Here is a 16,283-nt window from a genome sequence, read left to right as displayed (position 1 = left end):
ACGTTACAAAAATTTACGAGAGCGGCAATTTAGTCGTCAAGGCTGTGGATGAAGTTTCGATCAGCGTCAAAGCGGGTGAGTTTGTCGGGCTAGTTGGCCCCAGCGGATCGGGGAAAACCACCATGCTGGCAATGCTGGCCGCACTCTTGCAGGCCAGTGATGGCTCGTTGATGATTGATGGCTATAATTTGAGCGAAATGAACGATATTCAACGCACAAGTTTTCGGCGGGAGAAAATCGGATTTACATTTCAATCGAATAATCTGGTGCCGTATCTGACCGCCCTCGAAAATGTGGAATTGATGCTGCGCCTGAATAAGAAGTTCAACCGCAAAAGCCGCCAGCACGCCAAAGACCTGCTCTTGCGCCTGGGGCTGGAAGGCCGCCTGGACAGCCTGCCATCACAGCTTTCCGGCGGACAGCAACAGCGCGTGGCGATTGCCCGCTCGCTGATCCACGACCCCAGCGTGGTGCTGGCCGACGAGCCAACCGCCAGCCTGGACACCGAACGCGCCAATCAGGTGGTGGGCATCTTTGCCGATCTGATCCACGAACAACAGCGCGCCGGGATTATGGTGACGCACGATCTGCGCATGTGCAAGTATGTCGATAAAGTCATTCAAATGGTGGATGGCAAGGTCACGAATATCATCACCGAGCGGGCAGCGATTGACCAACTGGCTGGCAGCAGCAAATTTGCAGAAGCGCCAACCCAAAAAGTTAAACCAGTGCAGCAACCCCAAAGATTATTGGCTCACGCAATGCCGAATCTGGTCGGCGCGGCGGTTGGAGATTGATGGGAACTTGCCCTCACCCTGGCCTTTGCCTTCTCTTCACTTTGTTCAGAGTTTTGGCTCAGGCATGTCCCTCTCCCAAAATTAGGAGAGGGACGGATTCGAGCGTAACGAGAATCAGGGTGAGGGCTACAACTTTTCAATCGCCACCCGCGCGGCCATCACCGCACGGGCGCGATGGCTGAGGGTATTCTTTTCCGCCATTGGGAGTTCGGCCATCGTCAGGCTGGTGTTTTCGACAAGAAAGATAGGATCGTAGCCAAAGCCATTGGTGCCACGTTCTTCGGGAATGATCTCTCCGGGGCAAATGCCCTCATAAAAAACAGGATCACCTCCGGAGTAGGTCAGTGCAACCACACAGATAAAACGCGCATCCCAGGGGCGCGAAAATCCCTTTAAATTCGCCAATAAATATGCTCTCCGATCCGCATCTGTAGCATTTTCCTGAGGAGCATAACGCGCCGAATAGAGTCCCGGCGCGCCGTCGAGGGCGGCTACTTCCAAACCCGAATCATCAGCCAGGGTGGGCAATCCAGACGCCTGGGCGTAGGCTTGCGCTTTTAGCGCCGCATTTTCGGCGTATGTGTCGCCGGTTTCTTCAACGTGCAATTTCAATCCCAGATCGGCGGGGGTGACGAGGATAACTGGCAAATCTGCCAATAGAGCCTGAATTTCTTCGAGCTTGCCGCGGTTGCTGGTAGCGATGAGTAGTTTGGGCATCGATGCACTCCTGATGGATTTGGGTTGGCCGTCACCCATTCTAACGCATTGACACCTGATTGCGGAAGTGCCCCGCGTTTTGCGATGCTTCCCATCCCGTTTGGCAGTATAATTGGGGCCAATGTTGATACAAGTTAAAAAATATTCCTCCGGTATTCTTATTGCGTTATTGATCTTGCTGGCAGGCTGCCAGACCGCGCAGGATGCGACACCATCTCCAGTGGAAGCTCCCGCTGACAGCGCACCAGCACCAACGACGCCGGTTGAGCCAACTGCCACTTTGGTTGCGCTGGCAGCCGATGTCAATGGCACGCCAATTCTGCTCGAAGAATATGAGGCTGAGTTGGCGCGTTACCAGGCTGCGCTTGGCACAGAACTGGCAACACCAGACCAACAAACGGTGCTCGATAGTCTGATTGACGAATTGCTGTTTACTCAAGCAGCGGAACGAGCCGGTTTTGTGCTGGATGAAGCCACCTTGCAGGCACACATAGATCAACTGGGACTGACCCCCGAAGAGCTTGCCCAATGGATACAGGCCAATGGCTATTCCGAAGAAAGTTTCCGCGCCGCGCTGACACGTTCGATTGCCGCGGCCTGGATGCGCGACCAGATTGCCGATGCCGTACCACAAACCGCCGAGCAGGTACACGCCCGCCAGATTTTGCTATATAATTCGGATGAAGCTGAGACAATTCTGGGGCAGCTAAACGGCGGGGGCGATTTTGCCACCCTGGCCGAGCAATACGATCCGGCAACCAAAGGCAATTTAGGTTGGTTTCCGCGGGGTTATCTCACTGTCCCCGAACTGGATGATTTTATTTTTGCGCTGGAACCCGGTGAACATAGCCCCGTCATCGAAACCGCACTCGGTTTTCATATTGTGCAGGCAATTGAATTCGATGCCGCCCGTCCGCTCACCATGCGCGCGTACCGGGCCGTTCAGCATCAGATGCTGGCGCAATGGCTGCTCGCACAACGAGAGCAAAGTGAAATCGTGCTATACTTGCCCTGACCCTTATATGGAAGTGTGACTATGGAAAAAGACATCTTCGATTTTATTGATGACGATGAAGACGAGGGGCCAGCTTTTAACCCCGATTTGGTGTGGAATATTCTCACAGTGGTTGTTTTATTGGTCGCGCTGTGCGTTGGAGTTCTCTTTCTGACGGTGTTCATCAACCCCAACGCCGGGATCAATCCCTTCCCGCCATCCACGCTTCCCGCCACAATTGCGCTCGACACGCTCACCCCCACCCCCAAGCAATTGCTGCCGCCAACGTGGACGTCAGTGCCTCCCCAGGCGACAGAAACGCTCTTACCAACAGAGACTATGGTTCCACCCACCGCAGAAGTCGCACCGACCGACGAACAGAGCGAACAAGCCTCCCCCACAACCCCGCCTGATAACGGTGACTCAGCCGGGATGCCGTATGTAATGTACGAGGGCAATCCTCAGTATATCCCCAATGTATATCATGCCGAATTAGGGTGCACCTGGATGGGAGTCGGTGGGCAGGTGCTCAGCCTCAATGGGGCGCCCGTCACGGGCATTGTTATGCGCCTGGGCGGTCAACTGGGCGATCAGCCCGTGGATTTGGTGACCGTTACAGGCATTGCAACCAACTATGGCCCAGCCGGGTACGAATTTGATCTCACCGAAATTGTGGCAGGCCCCACCGCTTCAACCGGTACGCTGTGGGTAGAATTGCTCGATCAGGCCGGGCAGTCGCTATCGACGCAAATCTATTTTGATACCTTTGAAGATTGCGACAAAAGCACGATCATCATCTACTTCAAACAAGTGCAATAACCCCCTAAACATAAAAAAACACCGGCTTTCACCGGTGTTTTTTTATGTTTAGGGGAACAAGAGCTTGTAATGCTCACCAATATGCGCAATGGCTTGCTGAATGAGCAGGCGGTTGCTCTCGATCTGATGCCAACGGCTGGCGCCTGATGAGTGAGGCAGCGGCACAACCCAGCGACCCTGCACCTGTTTTTGGGTGCCAATAATTTCGGTCAATTTTTTACTTTTGGGGAAGAAGAGATTTATCGCTAATCGCCCAATGGGGATCACCAGGGCAGGATTCACAAGTTCAATTTCTCGATCGAGATAAGGGCGACAAAACTCTTGCTCAATATTTCCGGGCACGCGGTCGCCGCTGCCCCCTTTGGCGCGGCCCGGATAACATTTGGTGACGGAGGTCATATACTGTGTGGCGCGGAACCAATCTTCTTCGATTCCGGCATCCGCCAGCCACTTAAAGAGGCGCTGCCCGCTGCCCGCGTTGAAAGGCCGCCCCACTTCGACTTCAGTAATGCCGGGAGCTTGCCCAATCGTCATGATACGCGCACCCATCACGCCAGAGAAAACCGCCGGGGGAATGATTTCATGCCCATCATCCAGGCAAAGGCGGCAGGCGCGCATTTGTGTGTGTAGTTCAGAGAGTATTTGTATTGTCATAATTCGGTAGTCATTCACAAAGTAAAGATTCGCCGCCCCACAGCAAGTTAGCGAATTAACAAATCGACAAGCGGCGGGCCAAGGATCAGCAGGCCGACCAGAATAGCAGCGGTGGCTGTTATCAGCACACCTGCCGCACTGACATCTTTGATGATTTTGATTTGTGGATGCTCATCGGGGTGGACGAGATCGGCGAGGGCTTCCAGGGAAGTATTGAAGAATTCGGCGGCCCAAACCAGTGCGATAGTAATGAGCAGGATGGCCCAATCCTGGGGGGAGAGTTGGAGCCACACCCCGAGGATAATCACACCTGTGGTGATGAGCGCGTGAACCCAGGTGTTGCGTTGCGTGCGCAAGACGTACCACCAGCCCTCGAGGGCGAATCGGATTGACGTTAGGCGAGAGCGCAGGAAGGAGAGCATGGCAGATGATGAATCAGGCGGGCGGGGTGATTTCTACACCCAGGGTGGCGAGAATTTCAGCCTGGGCAGCCCACATGGTGTTTTTTTCGGCTTCGTCGGCGTGGTCGTGGCCGAGTAGATGCAAGATGCCGTGAACGATGAGTAACTGCAACTCTGCTTCGGGGGTATGCCCCCCGCTTTGGGTCTGTGCCACCACGCGCGGGTACGAGATCAGCACATCCCCCAAATAAGCCGCGCCGCTCTCCGGATCCGAAAATTCTGCGGGGAAAGAGAGTACGTCGGTGGGCGCGTCCACATCTCGAAACTGCTGATTGAGTTCGTGCAGCTGGGCATCATCGGTGACGATAATGCTTAATTCGCTTGTAGCAGAAATGCCCTGATGCGCCAGGGTTGCCTGGGCGGCAGCTTCTATTCGTTGACTTTCCCCAGGCAAGCAGGTATCTGCCCCAATTTCAATATAGATCGACATGGCTACTCCGCGGTTTTGATGGGCTGGGTGGGGATATTGAGCGTAGGATAGTCGACGCGGGGATGATAAATGCCGCGCAAATTAGTAAAGAAGGTTTCGGCAGTTGTATTGAGTTCTTGCAGGGTCAGGCGGGTATCTTGAAGTTGATCCTGGGCAAGGCGTTTATCAATGGTGTCTTTGATCATTTCGCGCAGGGCATCCTCGGTTTCGGGTTTCTGCGCACGCACGCGGGCCTCGCAACCATCGGCCAACATGACCAGCGCAGTTTCGCGCGATTGCGGGCGCGGTCCCGGATACATAAATAGATTTTCATCGAGTTGTGAAGTATCACCCTGAGCTGCATTAACGGCCTGTGCCCACTGATAGTAGGTTTTTAGCGTGCCGTGATGTTCGGCAATAAAATCTTTGATGCGATCGGGCAAACGATGTTTACGGGCCAGCGCTATTCCATCGGTCACGTGACGGATGATAAGCGCCGCGCTTTCTGCTGGATCAAGATGATCGTGGGTATCAATTTGCCCGACACGTTGATTTTCAATAAAAAAGAAGGGGTTAGCGGCCTTGCCAATATCATGATACAGCGCGCCCACGCGAGTCAGCAGGCTGTCGGCGTCAATGCGCTCGGCAGCCTGTTCGGCAAGATTAGCAACTTGCAAGCTGTGCTGGTATGTACCCGGCGCATTGCGCAACAAATATTCGAGCAATTCACTGTCGGGACGCGAGAGCTCAAGCAATTGCAACGGGGTAATTTGGCCGAGAATGGGGGCCAACAGATATTGCATCAACACAGTGATACCAGAGACCATCAGACCATTGAGCAAGGTCATAGCGGTTTGCGAAACCAGTGTATTTAAATTGGTTTCAAGCTGGAGAAGATGGAAAGCTGTGATCACGGCAGAACCTGATGCCGCAACGGTTATTCCAACCCACAAGTAGGCGCTGATACGCTGCTCGCGCTTGGGCATCAAAACACCAAACAGGCTGCCCGTGCCGAAGAATAATAACAGCACTGCACTATTACTTTGATCGAAAGCAATCAGTAAAATCAGTGGAATCGTGGAAACCAGGGCCAGTTCTTCGCCGAATAAACTGGCAATAATCAAGGGGTAAGCCGCCAACGGGAATAAATAGGGCGCCAACGGGTGCATGGGCAGCGCCAGGCGTCCCAATGACAGAAAAGCAAGAAACAGGCCAATAATAACGAAAAGTCCGCGCGTATATTTCAAACTATTAGCCTGACGACGGAACAAAATAACCGCCAGTCCCAGTGAGAGAAGTACCAGCAATCCGGCAGAGGTCAGTTCTTGCCAACGGTGTTCGGGCTGCGCTAATCCCAGGGAACGCAGCGCTTCAAGTGCAGCTTCAGAAATGACTTCGCCGCGCTGCACAACGATTTCGCCCGCGGCGAAAGAAACTTGAACCGGCTCTACGGCTTCGGCGGCTTGCTGACGGACGGTTTCAGTGAGCGTTTCACTATATATGCTGTTTGGGGCAATAAACGCGGCGGCCAACTCGGCAACGATCAGAGCCTGATCTTCTGGCAATGCCAGACTAACCAAATTAGGCACATTGCTGCGATAATCATCCTCACGACCTGCGCGGATTGTGTTGCGCATCACCTGTTCCAGGACAACAATAGCTTCTTGTTGAACGGCCTGCCAGCGCGTATCAATCAATGCCAGAATATTGACGGCTGTTTCTGCACGAATATGAATCTCTTGCAATGCAGCCAGATCGTTGAGTTGTTGCTCTTCGTTGGCGTAAATATCGCTGCGCACACTGGTGATATACGCCAGGGCAGCGCGCAAACGCTCAAGCTGTTGGCGGGCAATATTCGTGTCGGCCTGGGTATAGCGGGGAGCCACGCTGCTGAGAACGGTCTCTTGCAACTGCAATGTACGCACATCGCTGGTATAACTGATGGCTGATGGCGCAAGAATATCTTGCGCAGCTACATCACCCAACTGTAAATCTTGTGCCGCGATCAAAGTCGCTGGCGTGAAGATCACAATCGCCAGCGTTGCTGCGCCAGTACATAGCAGCAATATCAGCAGGAGTAGTATCTGCTTAAAGTTCGGCTTTGGAATATGTGCCGTCATGTCGCTCGGCTTACCACTGGGGATTATCCCCCCAGCAATGCGCGCACTATTTGATTGGCTTCTTTGCCATCGGCGCGCCCATGGATTTTTGGCATCAACATGCCCATTACTTTGCCCATTTCTTGGGGAGTTGATGCTCCGATTTCGGCGATGGTTTCCTGAACAAGGGCGGTTAACTCTTCACGGCTGAGGCCTTTGGGCAAGTATTCTTCTAAAATGGCAATTTCAGCTTCGGCTTCGGCAATCAGATCATCTCGTTTGGCTTGTCTGGCTCCTTCGATAGTTTCATGGCGAGCTTTGACTTCTTTTTGCACAATAGCCAGCACGTCCGGCTCGGTCAGTTCGCCCTTTTGAGCAACTTCAGCATTTTTTATCGCTGACATCGCCATGCGCACAACGCGTTTGCGCCGCTCGTCTTTAGCCTTCAAGGCTTCTTTCAGTGCCTGGGAAAGTTTCGTTTTTGTATCCATAATAAATTGATTATACCGCGACTTATTTTTCCAGCCCTCGGCTGGGCTGCTGCGCTGATTTATTCGAAAACGACTGAATAGTTTGTACAGCATCCGGGTTGACCAATGATGATGTATCGCCCAGTTCCAACCCTAAATAGGCCGAACGGATCATGCGCCGCATGACTTTAGCATTACGAGTTTTGGGCAAATCCCCAATGAAGAGAATTTCTTTGGGCGCTAAAGCTTTACCCATTGCTTTCACCAACATTCGCCGTAATTCGGCGCGCAATTCTTCAGATGCTTCTACCCCAGCGGCCAACACACAGAAAACCGCCACGGCGCTGCCTTTAATTTCGTCAGGGATACCGATCGCGGCAGCTTCAACCACCTGGGGATGTTCAACCAGCACGGATTCCACTTCTGCTGGGCCGAGGCGTTTTCCGGCTACTTTGATGGTATCGTCCGAGCGCCCTAAGATGTACCACAACCCATCGGAGTCTTTGGCGGCAAAATCACCGTGCACCCAAATATCCTTCCATTGCGACCAATAGGTTTCGAGATAGCGGTCGGAGTCTTTCCAGAAACCGCGCGTCATGCCAATCCATGGCGATTTAATCACCAACTCGCCCACCTGATTAATCACCGAATTGCCATTTTCGTCAAAAATGTCGGCGGCAATACCCGGGGTGGGGGCTGAAAAAGCGCAGGCTTTGAGCGGCAGGATGGGGTTGCCCATCACAATCCCGCCCGAAATTTCTGTGCCACCTGAATAATTGATAATTGGGCGTTTCCCTTGGCCGACTTTCTCGAAAAGCCACATCCACGGATCGGGGTTCCAGGGTTCGCCGGTGGATGCAAAGAAGCGCAAGCTGGAAAGATCATGCTGCCGGAAGTGTTCTTCGCCTCGGGGGATCAGTGCCCGCACCAGCGTTGGCGAGATGCCCAGCGTGGTGATTTTATGCCGCTCGACCAGTTCCCACAAGCGGTTGGAAGCCGGATAATCGGGCGCGCCATCGTAGATAAAGAAGGTGCTTCCCAAAATCAGCGCCCCGAAAACCAGCCACGGCCCCATCATCCAGCCCATATCCGTCATCCAGTAGATGATCTGATCGGGATGCACATCCGTGCCGAAGGCCATATCCTGCGCGGCCTTGATCGGGAATCCGCAATGGGTGTGCAGCGCGCCTTTGGGGCGGCCCGTTGTACCCGAAGTGTAGATCACCATCAGAGGGTCTTCAGCAGCGGTGATCTCGGTGAGGGCGGCAGAAGCCTGCCCAGGGATCAGGTCTTGCCACCAATGATCACGCCCCAACTTCATTTCCACGTCCAGCCCAGCCCGCTTGACCACGATGATATGCTCGAGGGTAGTCACCTGCCCGGCGGCTTCGTCGGCCACAGCCTTCATATCTACTGGCTTGCCGCGCCGGTTGATCCCATCGGCGGTGAAGAGGGCTTTGGCATCTGCATCCACCAGGCGCGTGACCACCGCACCAACGCCATAGCCCGAAAAGAGCGGCAGAATGATCCCGCCGATTTTGGCAATCGCCAGCAGAGCAACCACAATTTCGGGGATCATGGGCATAAAAATGCCAATGGCATCGCCTTTGCCCAGACCGAGGGAGCGCAGGGCATTCGCCGTCTGGTTAACCTGACGATAAAGTTCGCCATAGCTGAGGGTGAGCGTGCGGCCTTCCTCACCTTCCCAAATAAAGGCTGGCTGGCTCTCGGTGGGGGTGCCGATATATTTATCCAGGCAATTATGAACGATATTTAGCTTGCCGCCCACACACCAACGCGGCCATTGAATACCACCTGAGAGATCAACAACCTGCAAATACGGCTCGTAGAATTGAATATCTAAATATTGAAGTACTGCCTCGGTAAACCAGGCTATATCTGCGGTGGAACGCCGCATGAGTTCGTCAAAGTCACGAATATCGTGCTGGCGCATAAATTGAGTCAAATGGGCTTTTTCAAGATAGTCCAGTGAAGGTTGCCAAACAATTTTCCCCCCAAATTTAAAAGATTGACTCATCTTTCATACTCCTGCTGATTAGCATCTACGGAGTGGATAAAACAATATCGTCATCATCCCATCGGGTGGCGCATCTTCTGGCCGCCGATCAGGTGCAAATGCAGATGAAAGACAACCTGCCCGCCATCCGCGCCGGTGTTAATAATCAGGCGATAGCCGGATTCGGCGATTCCTTCCTGGGCGGCCAGCTCTTTGGCGGTGGTGAATAAATGCCCGATGAGTTGCTCATCACCGGAAGTTAGTTCGTTAATGGAAGGGATATGTTTTTTGGGGATAATCAAAACGTGAGTCGACGCGACCGGATTAATATCGCGAAACGCGGTGACCCGCTCATCTTCAAACATTTTTGTGCTGGGAATTTCACCGGCGATGATTTTACAGAAGATGCAATCGTTGCTCATGGATGTCTCCTTTTGGGGTAGTAGTCGATTAAGGGTCAGGCAATTTGGAAACAGGTTGCCTGATCCCTGACCTGGATGAGCCAGAACCAATAAGTTTATTTACCACAAAGGCACAAAGTCATGAAGAAAAACAAAAATCCGTTCTTTGAGTCTTTGTGACTGCGTGGTAAATTTCCTTGTTTTTTTGCCTGCACCGAGCCGCAGGCACGCGTGTACAAGAATTTCACTGATAAGGTACGGATTACCTGATAACCCCAACCAAGTCTTGTCCATTATTACCGACCAGTTCAACCGGCGTGATTACATTCCACAATTTGCGCGGCGCTTGAGCGGTGACGCGCAGATAATTATCGGTCAACCCGCTGATTGTCCAGCTATCCAGTCCCAGGGGTGATGCGCTTTCCCATAGGACGGGCAGTTCCTGACCGACAAATTGATTCTGGTAGGCGTGCGCCGATGCTTCGAAAACTGCGCGCATCTCGGCGTTGCGGGACTTACGAAGGGCGTGATCCACATGTCCGGACATACGCGCAGCTCCTGTGCCGGGGCGCGCCGAGTAGGTGAAAACATGCCCGCCAGCAAAGTTCATTTGGCGCACAAACTCCAGGCTTTGCTGAAATTCATCCTCGCTCTCGCCAGGGAAGCCGACGATCACATCGGTGGTGATGGCTACCCCAGGGATGGCAGCGCGGGCGGCCTGTACGAGTTGGGCAAAATCGTCGGGGGTGGTTTTACGTGCCATGCGCCGCAGCGTAGCAGCGCTACCGGATTGCAGCGGCAAATGCAAATGGCGCGCCAGCCGCCGGTCTTGCCACAAGGCAAAGAAATCGGCATCCAAGTCCCAAGGTTCCAGCGAAGAGAGACGCATGCGCGGGACATCACTATTTTCGAGAAGATACGTGACCAGATCGCGCAGGTGCGAGCGTTCTGCGAAATCTTGTCCCCACGAACCGAGATGCACGCCCGTGAGTACGACTTCCTGAGCGCCTCCGGCAATCGCTGCCTGAATATCAGCCAAAATTTCTTCTTTGGCGCGGCTGCGTCCCTGACCGCGGGCGACCGTGGTGATACAGAATGTGCAGTGGTTGTCACAGCCATCTTGCACTTTGATGAAAGCGCGTGTGCGCAGCCGCGCTCCAGGGATGGGTTCGCGCGCGACGGGTTCCAGATCGAAGGCCTCGGGCTGAAGTTGTAACAGCCGCGGGACAAGCTCATCTTTCTCGTCGTTGACCACCACCGAGCTGACTCCCGGAAGTCCTGCCGCGGCCAGTGGTTCCATCGTCGCCCAGCAACCCGTCGCAATCACTTGTTTACTTCCGGCACGTGCCGCGGAGCGGATCAATTTGCGCGAATCTGCCGCCGCGGCGGTAGTCACCGTGCAGGTGTTAATTACTGTCAAATCGGCTTCGGCGGGGTCGGAAACCAACGCGTGTCCAGCCGCCCGGAACTGGCGGGCATAGGTTTCAATTTCGCTCTGGTTGAGGCGGCAACCGATGGTGTTGAGATATATTTTCATAAACGTTGAAGGTTATAGGTTGAAAGTTGAAGGTTAACCTTCAATTTTCAACCTTCAACTTGTAACTTATTTTTTTACGGTCCCCGGACAACGAAATTATCAAAATGAATATCGACGCCAATTTCGCCAAAGGTGCCTGCGATCAGGCCAACATCGCCAGAAGCGAATGTTGCGTCTTCAACATCGGCAAGTTTGCTGCCGTTGGCGTGCAATACTAAATGCGAGCCTACACAATCGGCTTTGATATGATTGGTGGCATTGCCCTGTTTGATGGCATCATCAGGGAGCATTTGTTCCATGCCGAGCAGGTTATATTCACCATTCAGAACTTTACCAATCGCATAGAAACCATCGCTGCTGATAATAAAGAAATAGAAATTATCAATATCCTGATAGCGACAAATCACGCCGAAATCATTATCATCTGGGCCACCAATTTTGTTCGCATCCACTTCAACCACCACATTGGTAAAATCTAGCCCGGGGTTGGCCCAAATATCGGTTTCCGTAGCGTTAACCCAAATGCGATACACACCGTTTTCGTAATCGGTGATGCCCTCTTCGGAATTAACCTGATCCCAGCCACTGGATGAATCAGAAAAATCATCTTGAAAAAGCACACCTTCGGGCAAATTTTGCGCAGCGCCACCAGCCAAACTGCACGCCAAAGTAGCCAAGAGCAACGCGACAATAGCCATCAGGAAGGGGTATTTTTTTATCATGCAAATATCTCCTGTGAAGTTCAAATAAATTCGCCCCATTTTAGCATATTCAATTTGTAAAAATGGGTTCAATCTCTGCAAACCAGTCATCACGCAGCATAGTTATATTAAGATTGAACCCATTTACAAGCTATTTCCCCAAATAATCTTCCAATAATCGTTGGGCATGGTCGGCATCCTGGGTGTTCGGAGCCAGCACAAGCACAGCCGCAAGATGCCCTTTTGCCAACGCGCCCTCATCCTGCAAAATATATAACCAACCCAAATGCAAATGTACCGGCGCATAATCGGCATCGGCGCGCAGGGAGCGCAGGAAGAAGCGCTCGGCGTTGAGGTAATCGCCCAATCGCAGCAAGATTTGCCCCATCACATCCAGCGCGGCGGCCGCGCGGGGAGCCAATAGCACCGCCTGCCGCGCCGCCGGGAGGCCAATTTCGTTTAGCTCAAAATTGTAGTGGATGCAAAACTCGGTCAGCGCCTGATAGGGGAGCGGTTTATCGGGGTTATCGGTGATAATCTGCTGATAAAACGCATGGGCAGTCGCCAGCTCGCCAGACTGCGCTAACAACTCTGCCAGATAAATTTGAATGGGGATATTTTGTGGATCGAGAGCCGCCGCGGTTTGGATATATGCCTGTGACGTTTCCGAATCGCCCTGACGCTGCCAATACAACGCCATAAAGGTGTTTGCAGCGAAAGACTGCGGATCAAGCTCCAGCGCTTTTTCCAGCGCATTCAACCCCGAGGGAGATTCTTTGTCGAGTTGCTGCACTGCTTCCCCAAGATAAGCCCAGGCTTCGGCATAATCGGGGCGTAGTTCCGTGGAGAGCATAAAGGCGTGGGCAGCTAAATCCCAATGGTTTTGATGGGCAAGCTCCTGCCCGGCGACGAGCAGCGTGTAAGCGGGTTCATTCCGCTGCAAAGCACGTTGGATCGTGAAAGCCAATGCCCGCGCCGATGTTTCGATTTCATAATCGAGATCCGCTGCCTTACGCAGATAAGGCGGCGCGGCAGCAGGGTTATGGGCGGCGAGCAGCAAACCCAGTTGATATAAAGCTGAAGGTTGAAGGTTAAAGGTTGAAGATTTTTGCAAAGCAGCGATAGCGCGTTCAAAATCGTTTTGCGCCAGAAAAGCATCCGAAAGGCGCTTCAGCGCCGCTTCGATGGGGCCATAGTCACGAACAAGCTGTTCCCAGGTTTGGATAGCGGCATCAAGATCACCATTTTGCTGGTAGGCGTCGCCCAAAGCCAGCATTCCGATAGGAGAGAGTGATTTGACCTGGGTGAAGTATTTGATGGCAGCGGGGTAATCTTGCTGCTTCAGCGCAATAAATCCGGCCTGCTGCCAGAGATCAGCGCGGTAGGGCATCTGCTCGGCGAGCGCAGCGAGTTGGCTGGCCGCCTCGGGGGAGTTCTCGCTTAGGGCCGCACGCGCCAACTCAAACCCCCGCGTGATCCTGTGCGGGCGCAGGGCAATCCCTGATAACGCGAGAATCATCAAGATTCCGAAAATCTTGGGAAGCAAACCATCCGAAAAGACGATCTTCATCTACTATCTATAACTTAATATCTGCATTTATGGCTGTTTCAACAATAAATGCTGGCCTATGGCGAGTTTCGTCGAGAACCCGCCATAGATATTCTCCGAGAACGCCCATGATGATGAGTTGTGCCCCAGAAGTTACTAATGTGATAACAGTTAGTGATGCCCACCCGGTAACAGGAAAATTCTTTAAAATACGTAGTGCAATAATTAGCATTGTATAAAGAAAGCCTAAGGTGGCCAACGAAAACCCTAGCAATGATGCAGCTCTTAGTGGCAAATAGCTAAACGCTGCAAATGAATCGATTAAATATTTTACTTTTTTTGTGAATGTCCAGCGAGAATGCCCATGTACCCTTTGAGCACGATTGTAATAAAGCGTATGCCGATTAAAGCCTACCCACATTGCCTGCCCAAATATGTACGAGTTCTTTTCATCGAGTTTTACCAAAATATCCACTACACGCCGGTCCAGTAATATGAAATCAAATCCATTCGGCGGAAAATCTTTAAATACAAAACGACGAAATAATTGATTAAAAATCTTGGCGAATAACTTTGAAACAAGAGGGTCGTCGCGTTTTTTTCGTGCGGCCAAAACCACCTGATTGTTCTGGTGCCATGCAGCAACGAGTTCAGGGATTAGCTCGGGAGGATCTTGCAAATCTGCAGCGATCACCACTACACAATCGCCATTTGAGTATGTCAACCCTGCTAAAACAGCTGCATTAGACCCAAAATTGCGCGACAACTTCAAAATACTTATACGCTTATCCGTTTGTGACAACTTCTCTAATACTTGAAACGATGAATCCCCAGAGCCATCATCTACAAATAAAAATTCATAAGTGTTTTCTGAAAGCTCATCTGCTACGCGGAGTAATCGCTCCAGAAGCAAGGGGATGCTTTCGGCATTGTAATAAACTGGAACAACTACGGATATCAGCGTCACGGAATTACACTCCAGATGTGTTGATAAAATGATCTTATAACTGAAATCACAAAATCCTGAGATTGTTCATCGTAAGTGGCTTTCACATCCAAAAGGGGCACTTTCATTTTTTTAGTTCCGCAACAGCCAGGCAATATTGTTTATAATCGCGATAATAGCCATGTTCATCATAAAATTCGGACGCCAGTACCAAGCAAACAGAGCCGGATGAGAAATTATCAAGTTCGCGCCAGATGCGCGGAGGAATATACAAACCGTAATAGGAGCGGTTGAGATGGTAGCGTTGCCGGTGCATGCCATTATCGAGAACAACATCAAAGCTACCAGAAACAGCGAGAACAAACTGGTGGCATGTTTTGAGCGCGTGCCCAGCGCGTATAGCACCGCCCGGCACATCATAGAGATAAAAAATTCGCGCTACATCAAAGGGAATATGGTGGTTATTCTCTATAAAAGTTAAGTTTCCCCGCGGGTCAGAAATCTTTGGCAAATCAATTTGACGGCATTCGTGTAACATCATTAAATTTCTACTCTACAGCGGTAACGTTAGTGTTTTTTGGCTTATGCTGCTCGGCTTGTGCGGGAATCCCCATGACGACGGTATTCGGCGCTACATTTTTGGTCACTACGGCACCCGCGGCGACAATCGCGTTATTGCCAATTTCTAAATTAGGCAGCAGAATGGCGCCAACCCCAATTTGCGCGCCCGCGTGTATTTTGGGGCCAATAACACGTTCTGCATTATAGCCATTCTTCCCCAGATCGTTGTCGTTCGTCGATAAAACGCCGCCGCTTATAAAAACATGATCATCAATTTGCATATTACCGGCTAACCAACTATGATCCATAATTTTTACCGCGTCACCTATAATTGTATTGTAATTAATTGTGACATAACGTCCAACAATGCAAAAAGATCCAACCATGCAATTTTCACGAATTGAAGCACCATCTCCTAACAGGGTGTTATTTCCAATCTGCACATCATAATAGATGATTGAATTAGGACCTATTGAGCAATTATTTCCAATACACACTTTTTTATCAAACGAAATGGGGCGAGATGTAGCACCAGCCCCCTTAGGCGACTTTCCTATATATGCACCGGGGAAAATTTCAGTCCCATCTCCTATTACTACGCCTTCTTCTATAACAACAAAAGGGTGAATTACAACATTCTTACCAACAACAACATTCTTTCGCACAATAGCGTGTTCATGAATCCAACTTCCCGTGCCAATATGTTTAGTTTTTATTATTGCTAATGAACTAATCATCAATTTTCCTCCACACCAAGCATTCTTGCAGAAACTAGCCCCATAGCAAGATGCCCAGCGACGATATTTCGATGGTAATAAATTCCGATCATGAAAAAGAAATAAATCCCTAAATAAAATGCGGGGAGTAAAACAAGCAATTTATTATCCCATGATACTTTTTTCCAAAACACAATACTGTATAAAATAGCTATAATCCAAAATAACTGTACCCCGTGAAACATAATGCCATCCGTAGATTCGGAATACGCATTCGGAAAGTAAAAGATCACCTGGAGACGTTCCAAAATTGTGTTGACAAATTCAGAATTTTTAATAGCAGATAACCAATCGTTCAATGTGACAGCCGCATTTACTGAAATTTGCTCAGTCTCTCGAAATAATACAGCTTTTCCACCATAGTATAGGTTATGT

Annotated in this window: 18 protein-coding genes; 3 read left to right on the top strand and 15 right to left on the bottom strand. The window is 51.2% G+C overall.

All coding sequences use genetic code 11. From position 1 onward, the window contains the following. On the top strand, positions 1 to 797 hold a 797-nt coding region (locus HN413_09300; protein MBT3390595.1), incomplete at its 5' end, for an ABC transporter ATP-binding protein. Between the two features lie 126 nt (positions 798 to 923). Here the strand turns inward: HN413_09300 and rdgB are convergent. Then, complete coding sequence (gene rdgB, locus HN413_09295; GenBank protein MBT3390594.1) at positions 924 to 1,514, bottom strand: RdgB/HAM1 family non-canonical purine NTP pyrophosphatase; 591 nt, start codon at positions 1,512 to 1,514, stop codon at positions 924 to 926. Positions 1,515 to 1,635: 121 nt separating this feature from the next. Here rdgB and HN413_09290 point away from each other — a divergent pair, with 121 nt between their 5' ends. Both HN413_09290 and HN413_09285 read left to right on the top strand, forming a co-directional pair. After that, on the top strand, positions 1,636 to 2,529 hold the full coding sequence (locus HN413_09290; GenBank protein MBT3390593.1) for a hypothetical protein: 894 nt from the start codon (positions 1,636 to 1,638) through the stop codon (positions 2,527 to 2,529). A 21-nt stretch (positions 2,530 to 2,550) separates the two neighbouring features. Next, entirely contained in the window at positions 2,551 to 3,327 is a 777-nt protein-coding gene (locus HN413_09285; protein ID MBT3390592.1) for a hypothetical protein, read from the top strand. 48 nt (positions 3,328 to 3,375) lie between these two features. On the opposite strand, the gene HN413_09280 is transcribed toward HN413_09285, so the two are convergent. From HN413_09280 to HN413_09215, 14 genes are all read right to left on the bottom strand, one after another. Continuing rightward, on the bottom strand, positions 3,376 to 3,981 hold the full coding sequence (locus HN413_09280) for a uracil-DNA glycosylase family protein (protein ID MBT3390591.1): 606 nt from the start codon (positions 3,979 to 3,981) through the stop codon (positions 3,376 to 3,378). Between the two features lie 47 nt (positions 3,982 to 4,028). Continuing rightward, the gene (locus HN413_09275; protein MBT3390590.1) at positions 4,029 to 4,403 is read right to left on the bottom strand and encodes a diacylglycerol kinase family protein; all 375 of its coding nucleotides are present in this window, start codon (positions 4,401 to 4,403) and stop codon (positions 4,029 to 4,031) included. A 13-nt stretch (positions 4,404 to 4,416) separates the two neighbouring features. Continuing rightward, the gene (gene ybeY, locus HN413_09270) at positions 4,417 to 4,872 is read right to left on the bottom strand and encodes an rRNA maturation RNase YbeY (protein ID MBT3390589.1); all 456 of its coding nucleotides are present in this window, start codon (positions 4,870 to 4,872) and stop codon (positions 4,417 to 4,419) included. A 2-nt stretch (positions 4,873 to 4,874) separates the two neighbouring features. After that, the gene (locus tag HN413_09265; GenBank protein ID MBT3390588.1) at positions 4,875 to 6,971 is read right to left on the bottom strand and encodes an HDIG domain-containing protein; all 2,097 of its coding nucleotides are present in this window, start codon (positions 6,969 to 6,971) and stop codon (positions 4,875 to 4,877) included. Between the two features lie 23 nt (positions 6,972 to 6,994). Further along, positions 6,995 to 7,441: a GatB/YqeY domain-containing protein gene (locus tag HN413_09260; protein MBT3390587.1), complete on the bottom strand. Its 447-nt coding sequence runs from the start codon at positions 7,439 to 7,441 to the stop codon at positions 6,995 to 6,997. Positions 7,442 to 7,463: 22 nt separating this feature from the next. After that, positions 7,464 to 9,458 carry an AMP-binding protein gene (locus HN413_09255; GenBank protein ID MBT3390586.1) on the bottom strand — a complete coding sequence of 665 codons (1,995 nt, stop codon included), beginning with the start codon at positions 9,456 to 9,458 and terminating at the stop codon, positions 7,464 to 7,466. 53 nt (positions 9,459 to 9,511) lie between these two features. Next, positions 9,512 to 9,859, bottom strand: a complete 348-nt coding sequence (locus HN413_09250) for a histidine triad nucleotide-binding protein (protein MBT3390585.1) — start codon at positions 9,857 to 9,859, stop codon at positions 9,512 to 9,514. 241 nt (positions 9,860 to 10,100) lie between these two features. Next, positions 10,101 to 11,375, bottom strand: a complete 1,275-nt coding sequence (gene mtaB / locus HN413_09245; GenBank protein ID MBT3390584.1) for a tRNA (N(6)-L-threonylcarbamoyladenosine(37)-C(2))-methylthiotransferase MtaB — start codon at positions 11,373 to 11,375, stop codon at positions 10,101 to 10,103. Between the two features lie 74 nt (positions 11,376 to 11,449). Further along, positions 11,450 to 12,097 (bottom strand): hypothetical protein, encoded by a 648-nt coding sequence (locus tag HN413_09240; GenBank protein ID MBT3390583.1) that lies wholly within the window; start codon positions 12,095 to 12,097, stop codon positions 11,450 to 11,452. A gap of 130 nt (positions 12,098 to 12,227) precedes the next feature. Then, the gene (locus HN413_09235; protein ID MBT3390582.1) at positions 12,228 to 13,646 is read right to left on the bottom strand and encodes a tetratricopeptide repeat protein; all 1,419 of its coding nucleotides are present in this window, start codon (positions 13,644 to 13,646) and stop codon (positions 12,228 to 12,230) included. A 7-nt stretch (positions 13,647 to 13,653) separates the two neighbouring features. Next, positions 13,654 to 14,592 (bottom strand): glycosyltransferase family 2 protein, encoded by a 939-nt coding sequence (locus HN413_09230; GenBank protein MBT3390581.1) that lies wholly within the window; start codon positions 14,590 to 14,592, stop codon positions 13,654 to 13,656. 103 nt (positions 14,593 to 14,695) lie between these two features. Continuing rightward, complete coding sequence (locus tag HN413_09225; GenBank protein ID MBT3390580.1) at positions 14,696 to 15,112, bottom strand: WxcM-like domain-containing protein; 417 nt, start codon at positions 15,110 to 15,112, stop codon at positions 14,696 to 14,698. 7 nt (positions 15,113 to 15,119) lie between these two features. Then, positions 15,120 to 15,869, bottom strand: coding sequence for a transferase (locus HN413_09220; protein MBT3390579.1), 750 nt, complete (start codon positions 15,867 to 15,869; stop codon positions 15,120 to 15,122). Beyond that, positions 15,869 to 16,283: hypothetical protein (locus HN413_09215; GenBank protein ID MBT3390578.1), on the bottom strand; the 415-nt coding region annotated here is incomplete at its 5' end. The genes HN413_09220 and HN413_09215, both read right to left, overlap by 1 nt.

Source organism: Chloroflexota bacterium, assembly GCA_018648225.1.
GTDB lineage: Bacteria > Chloroflexota > Anaerolineae > Anaerolineales > UBA11858 > NIOZ-UU35.
This window is presented reverse-complemented; position numbering and strand designations above follow the sequence as displayed.

What these genes read in the sequence shown, in the direction of transcription:
- HN413_09250 (MBT3390585.1), bottom strand. Translation starts at nt 9,859, where the DNA reads ATGAGCAACGATTGCATCTTCTGTAAAATCATCGCCGGTGAAATTCCC.
- HN413_09225 (MBT3390580.1), bottom strand. Translation starts at nt 15,112, where the DNA reads ATGATGTTACACGAATGCCGTCAAATTGATTTGCCAAAGATTTCTGAC.
- HN413_09290 (MBT3390593.1), top strand. Translation starts at nt 1,636, where the DNA reads ATGTTGATACAAGTTAAAAAATATTCCTCCGGTATTCTTATTGCGTTA.
- mtaB (MBT3390584.1), bottom strand. Translation starts at nt 11,375, where the DNA reads ATGAAAATATATCTCAACACCATCGGTTGCCGCCTCAACCAGAGCGAA.
- HN413_09260 (MBT3390587.1), bottom strand. Translation starts at nt 7,441, where the DNA reads ATGGATACAAAAACGAAACTTTCCCAGGCACTGAAAGAAGCCTTGAAG.
- HN413_09240 (MBT3390583.1), bottom strand. Translation starts at nt 12,097, where the DNA reads ATGATAAAAAAATACCCCTTCCTGATGGCTATTGTCGCGTTGCTCTTG.
- HN413_09255 (MBT3390586.1), bottom strand. Translation starts at nt 9,458, where the DNA reads ATGAGTCAATCTTTTAAATTTGGGGGGAAAATTGTTTGGCAACCTTCA.
- HN413_09285 (MBT3390592.1), top strand. Translation starts at nt 2,551, where the DNA reads ATGGAAAAAGACATCTTCGATTTTATTGATGACGATGAAGACGAGGGG.
- HN413_09235 (MBT3390582.1), bottom strand. Translation starts at nt 13,646, where the DNA reads ATGAAGATCGTCTTTTCGGATGGTTTGCTTCCCAAGATTTTCGGAATC.
- HN413_09220 (MBT3390579.1), bottom strand. Translation starts at nt 15,869, where the DNA reads ATGATTAGTTCATTAGCAATAATAAAAACTAAACATATTGGCACGGGA.
- HN413_09275 (MBT3390590.1), bottom strand. Translation starts at nt 4,403, where the DNA reads ATGCTCTCCTTCCTGCGCTCTCGCCTAACGTCAATCCGATTCGCCCTC.
- HN413_09280 (MBT3390591.1), bottom strand. Translation starts at nt 3,981, where the DNA reads ATGACAATACAAATACTCTCTGAACTACACACACAAATGCGCGCCTGC.
- HN413_09265 (MBT3390588.1), bottom strand. Translation starts at nt 6,971, where the DNA reads ATGACGGCACATATTCCAAAGCCGAACTTTAAGCAGATACTACTCCTG.
- rdgB (MBT3390594.1), bottom strand. Translation starts at nt 1,514, where the DNA reads ATGCCCAAACTACTCATCGCTACCAGCAACCGCGGCAAGCTCGAAGAA.
- ybeY (MBT3390589.1), bottom strand. Translation starts at nt 4,872, where the DNA reads ATGTCGATCTATATTGAAATTGGGGCAGATACCTGCTTGCCTGGGGAA.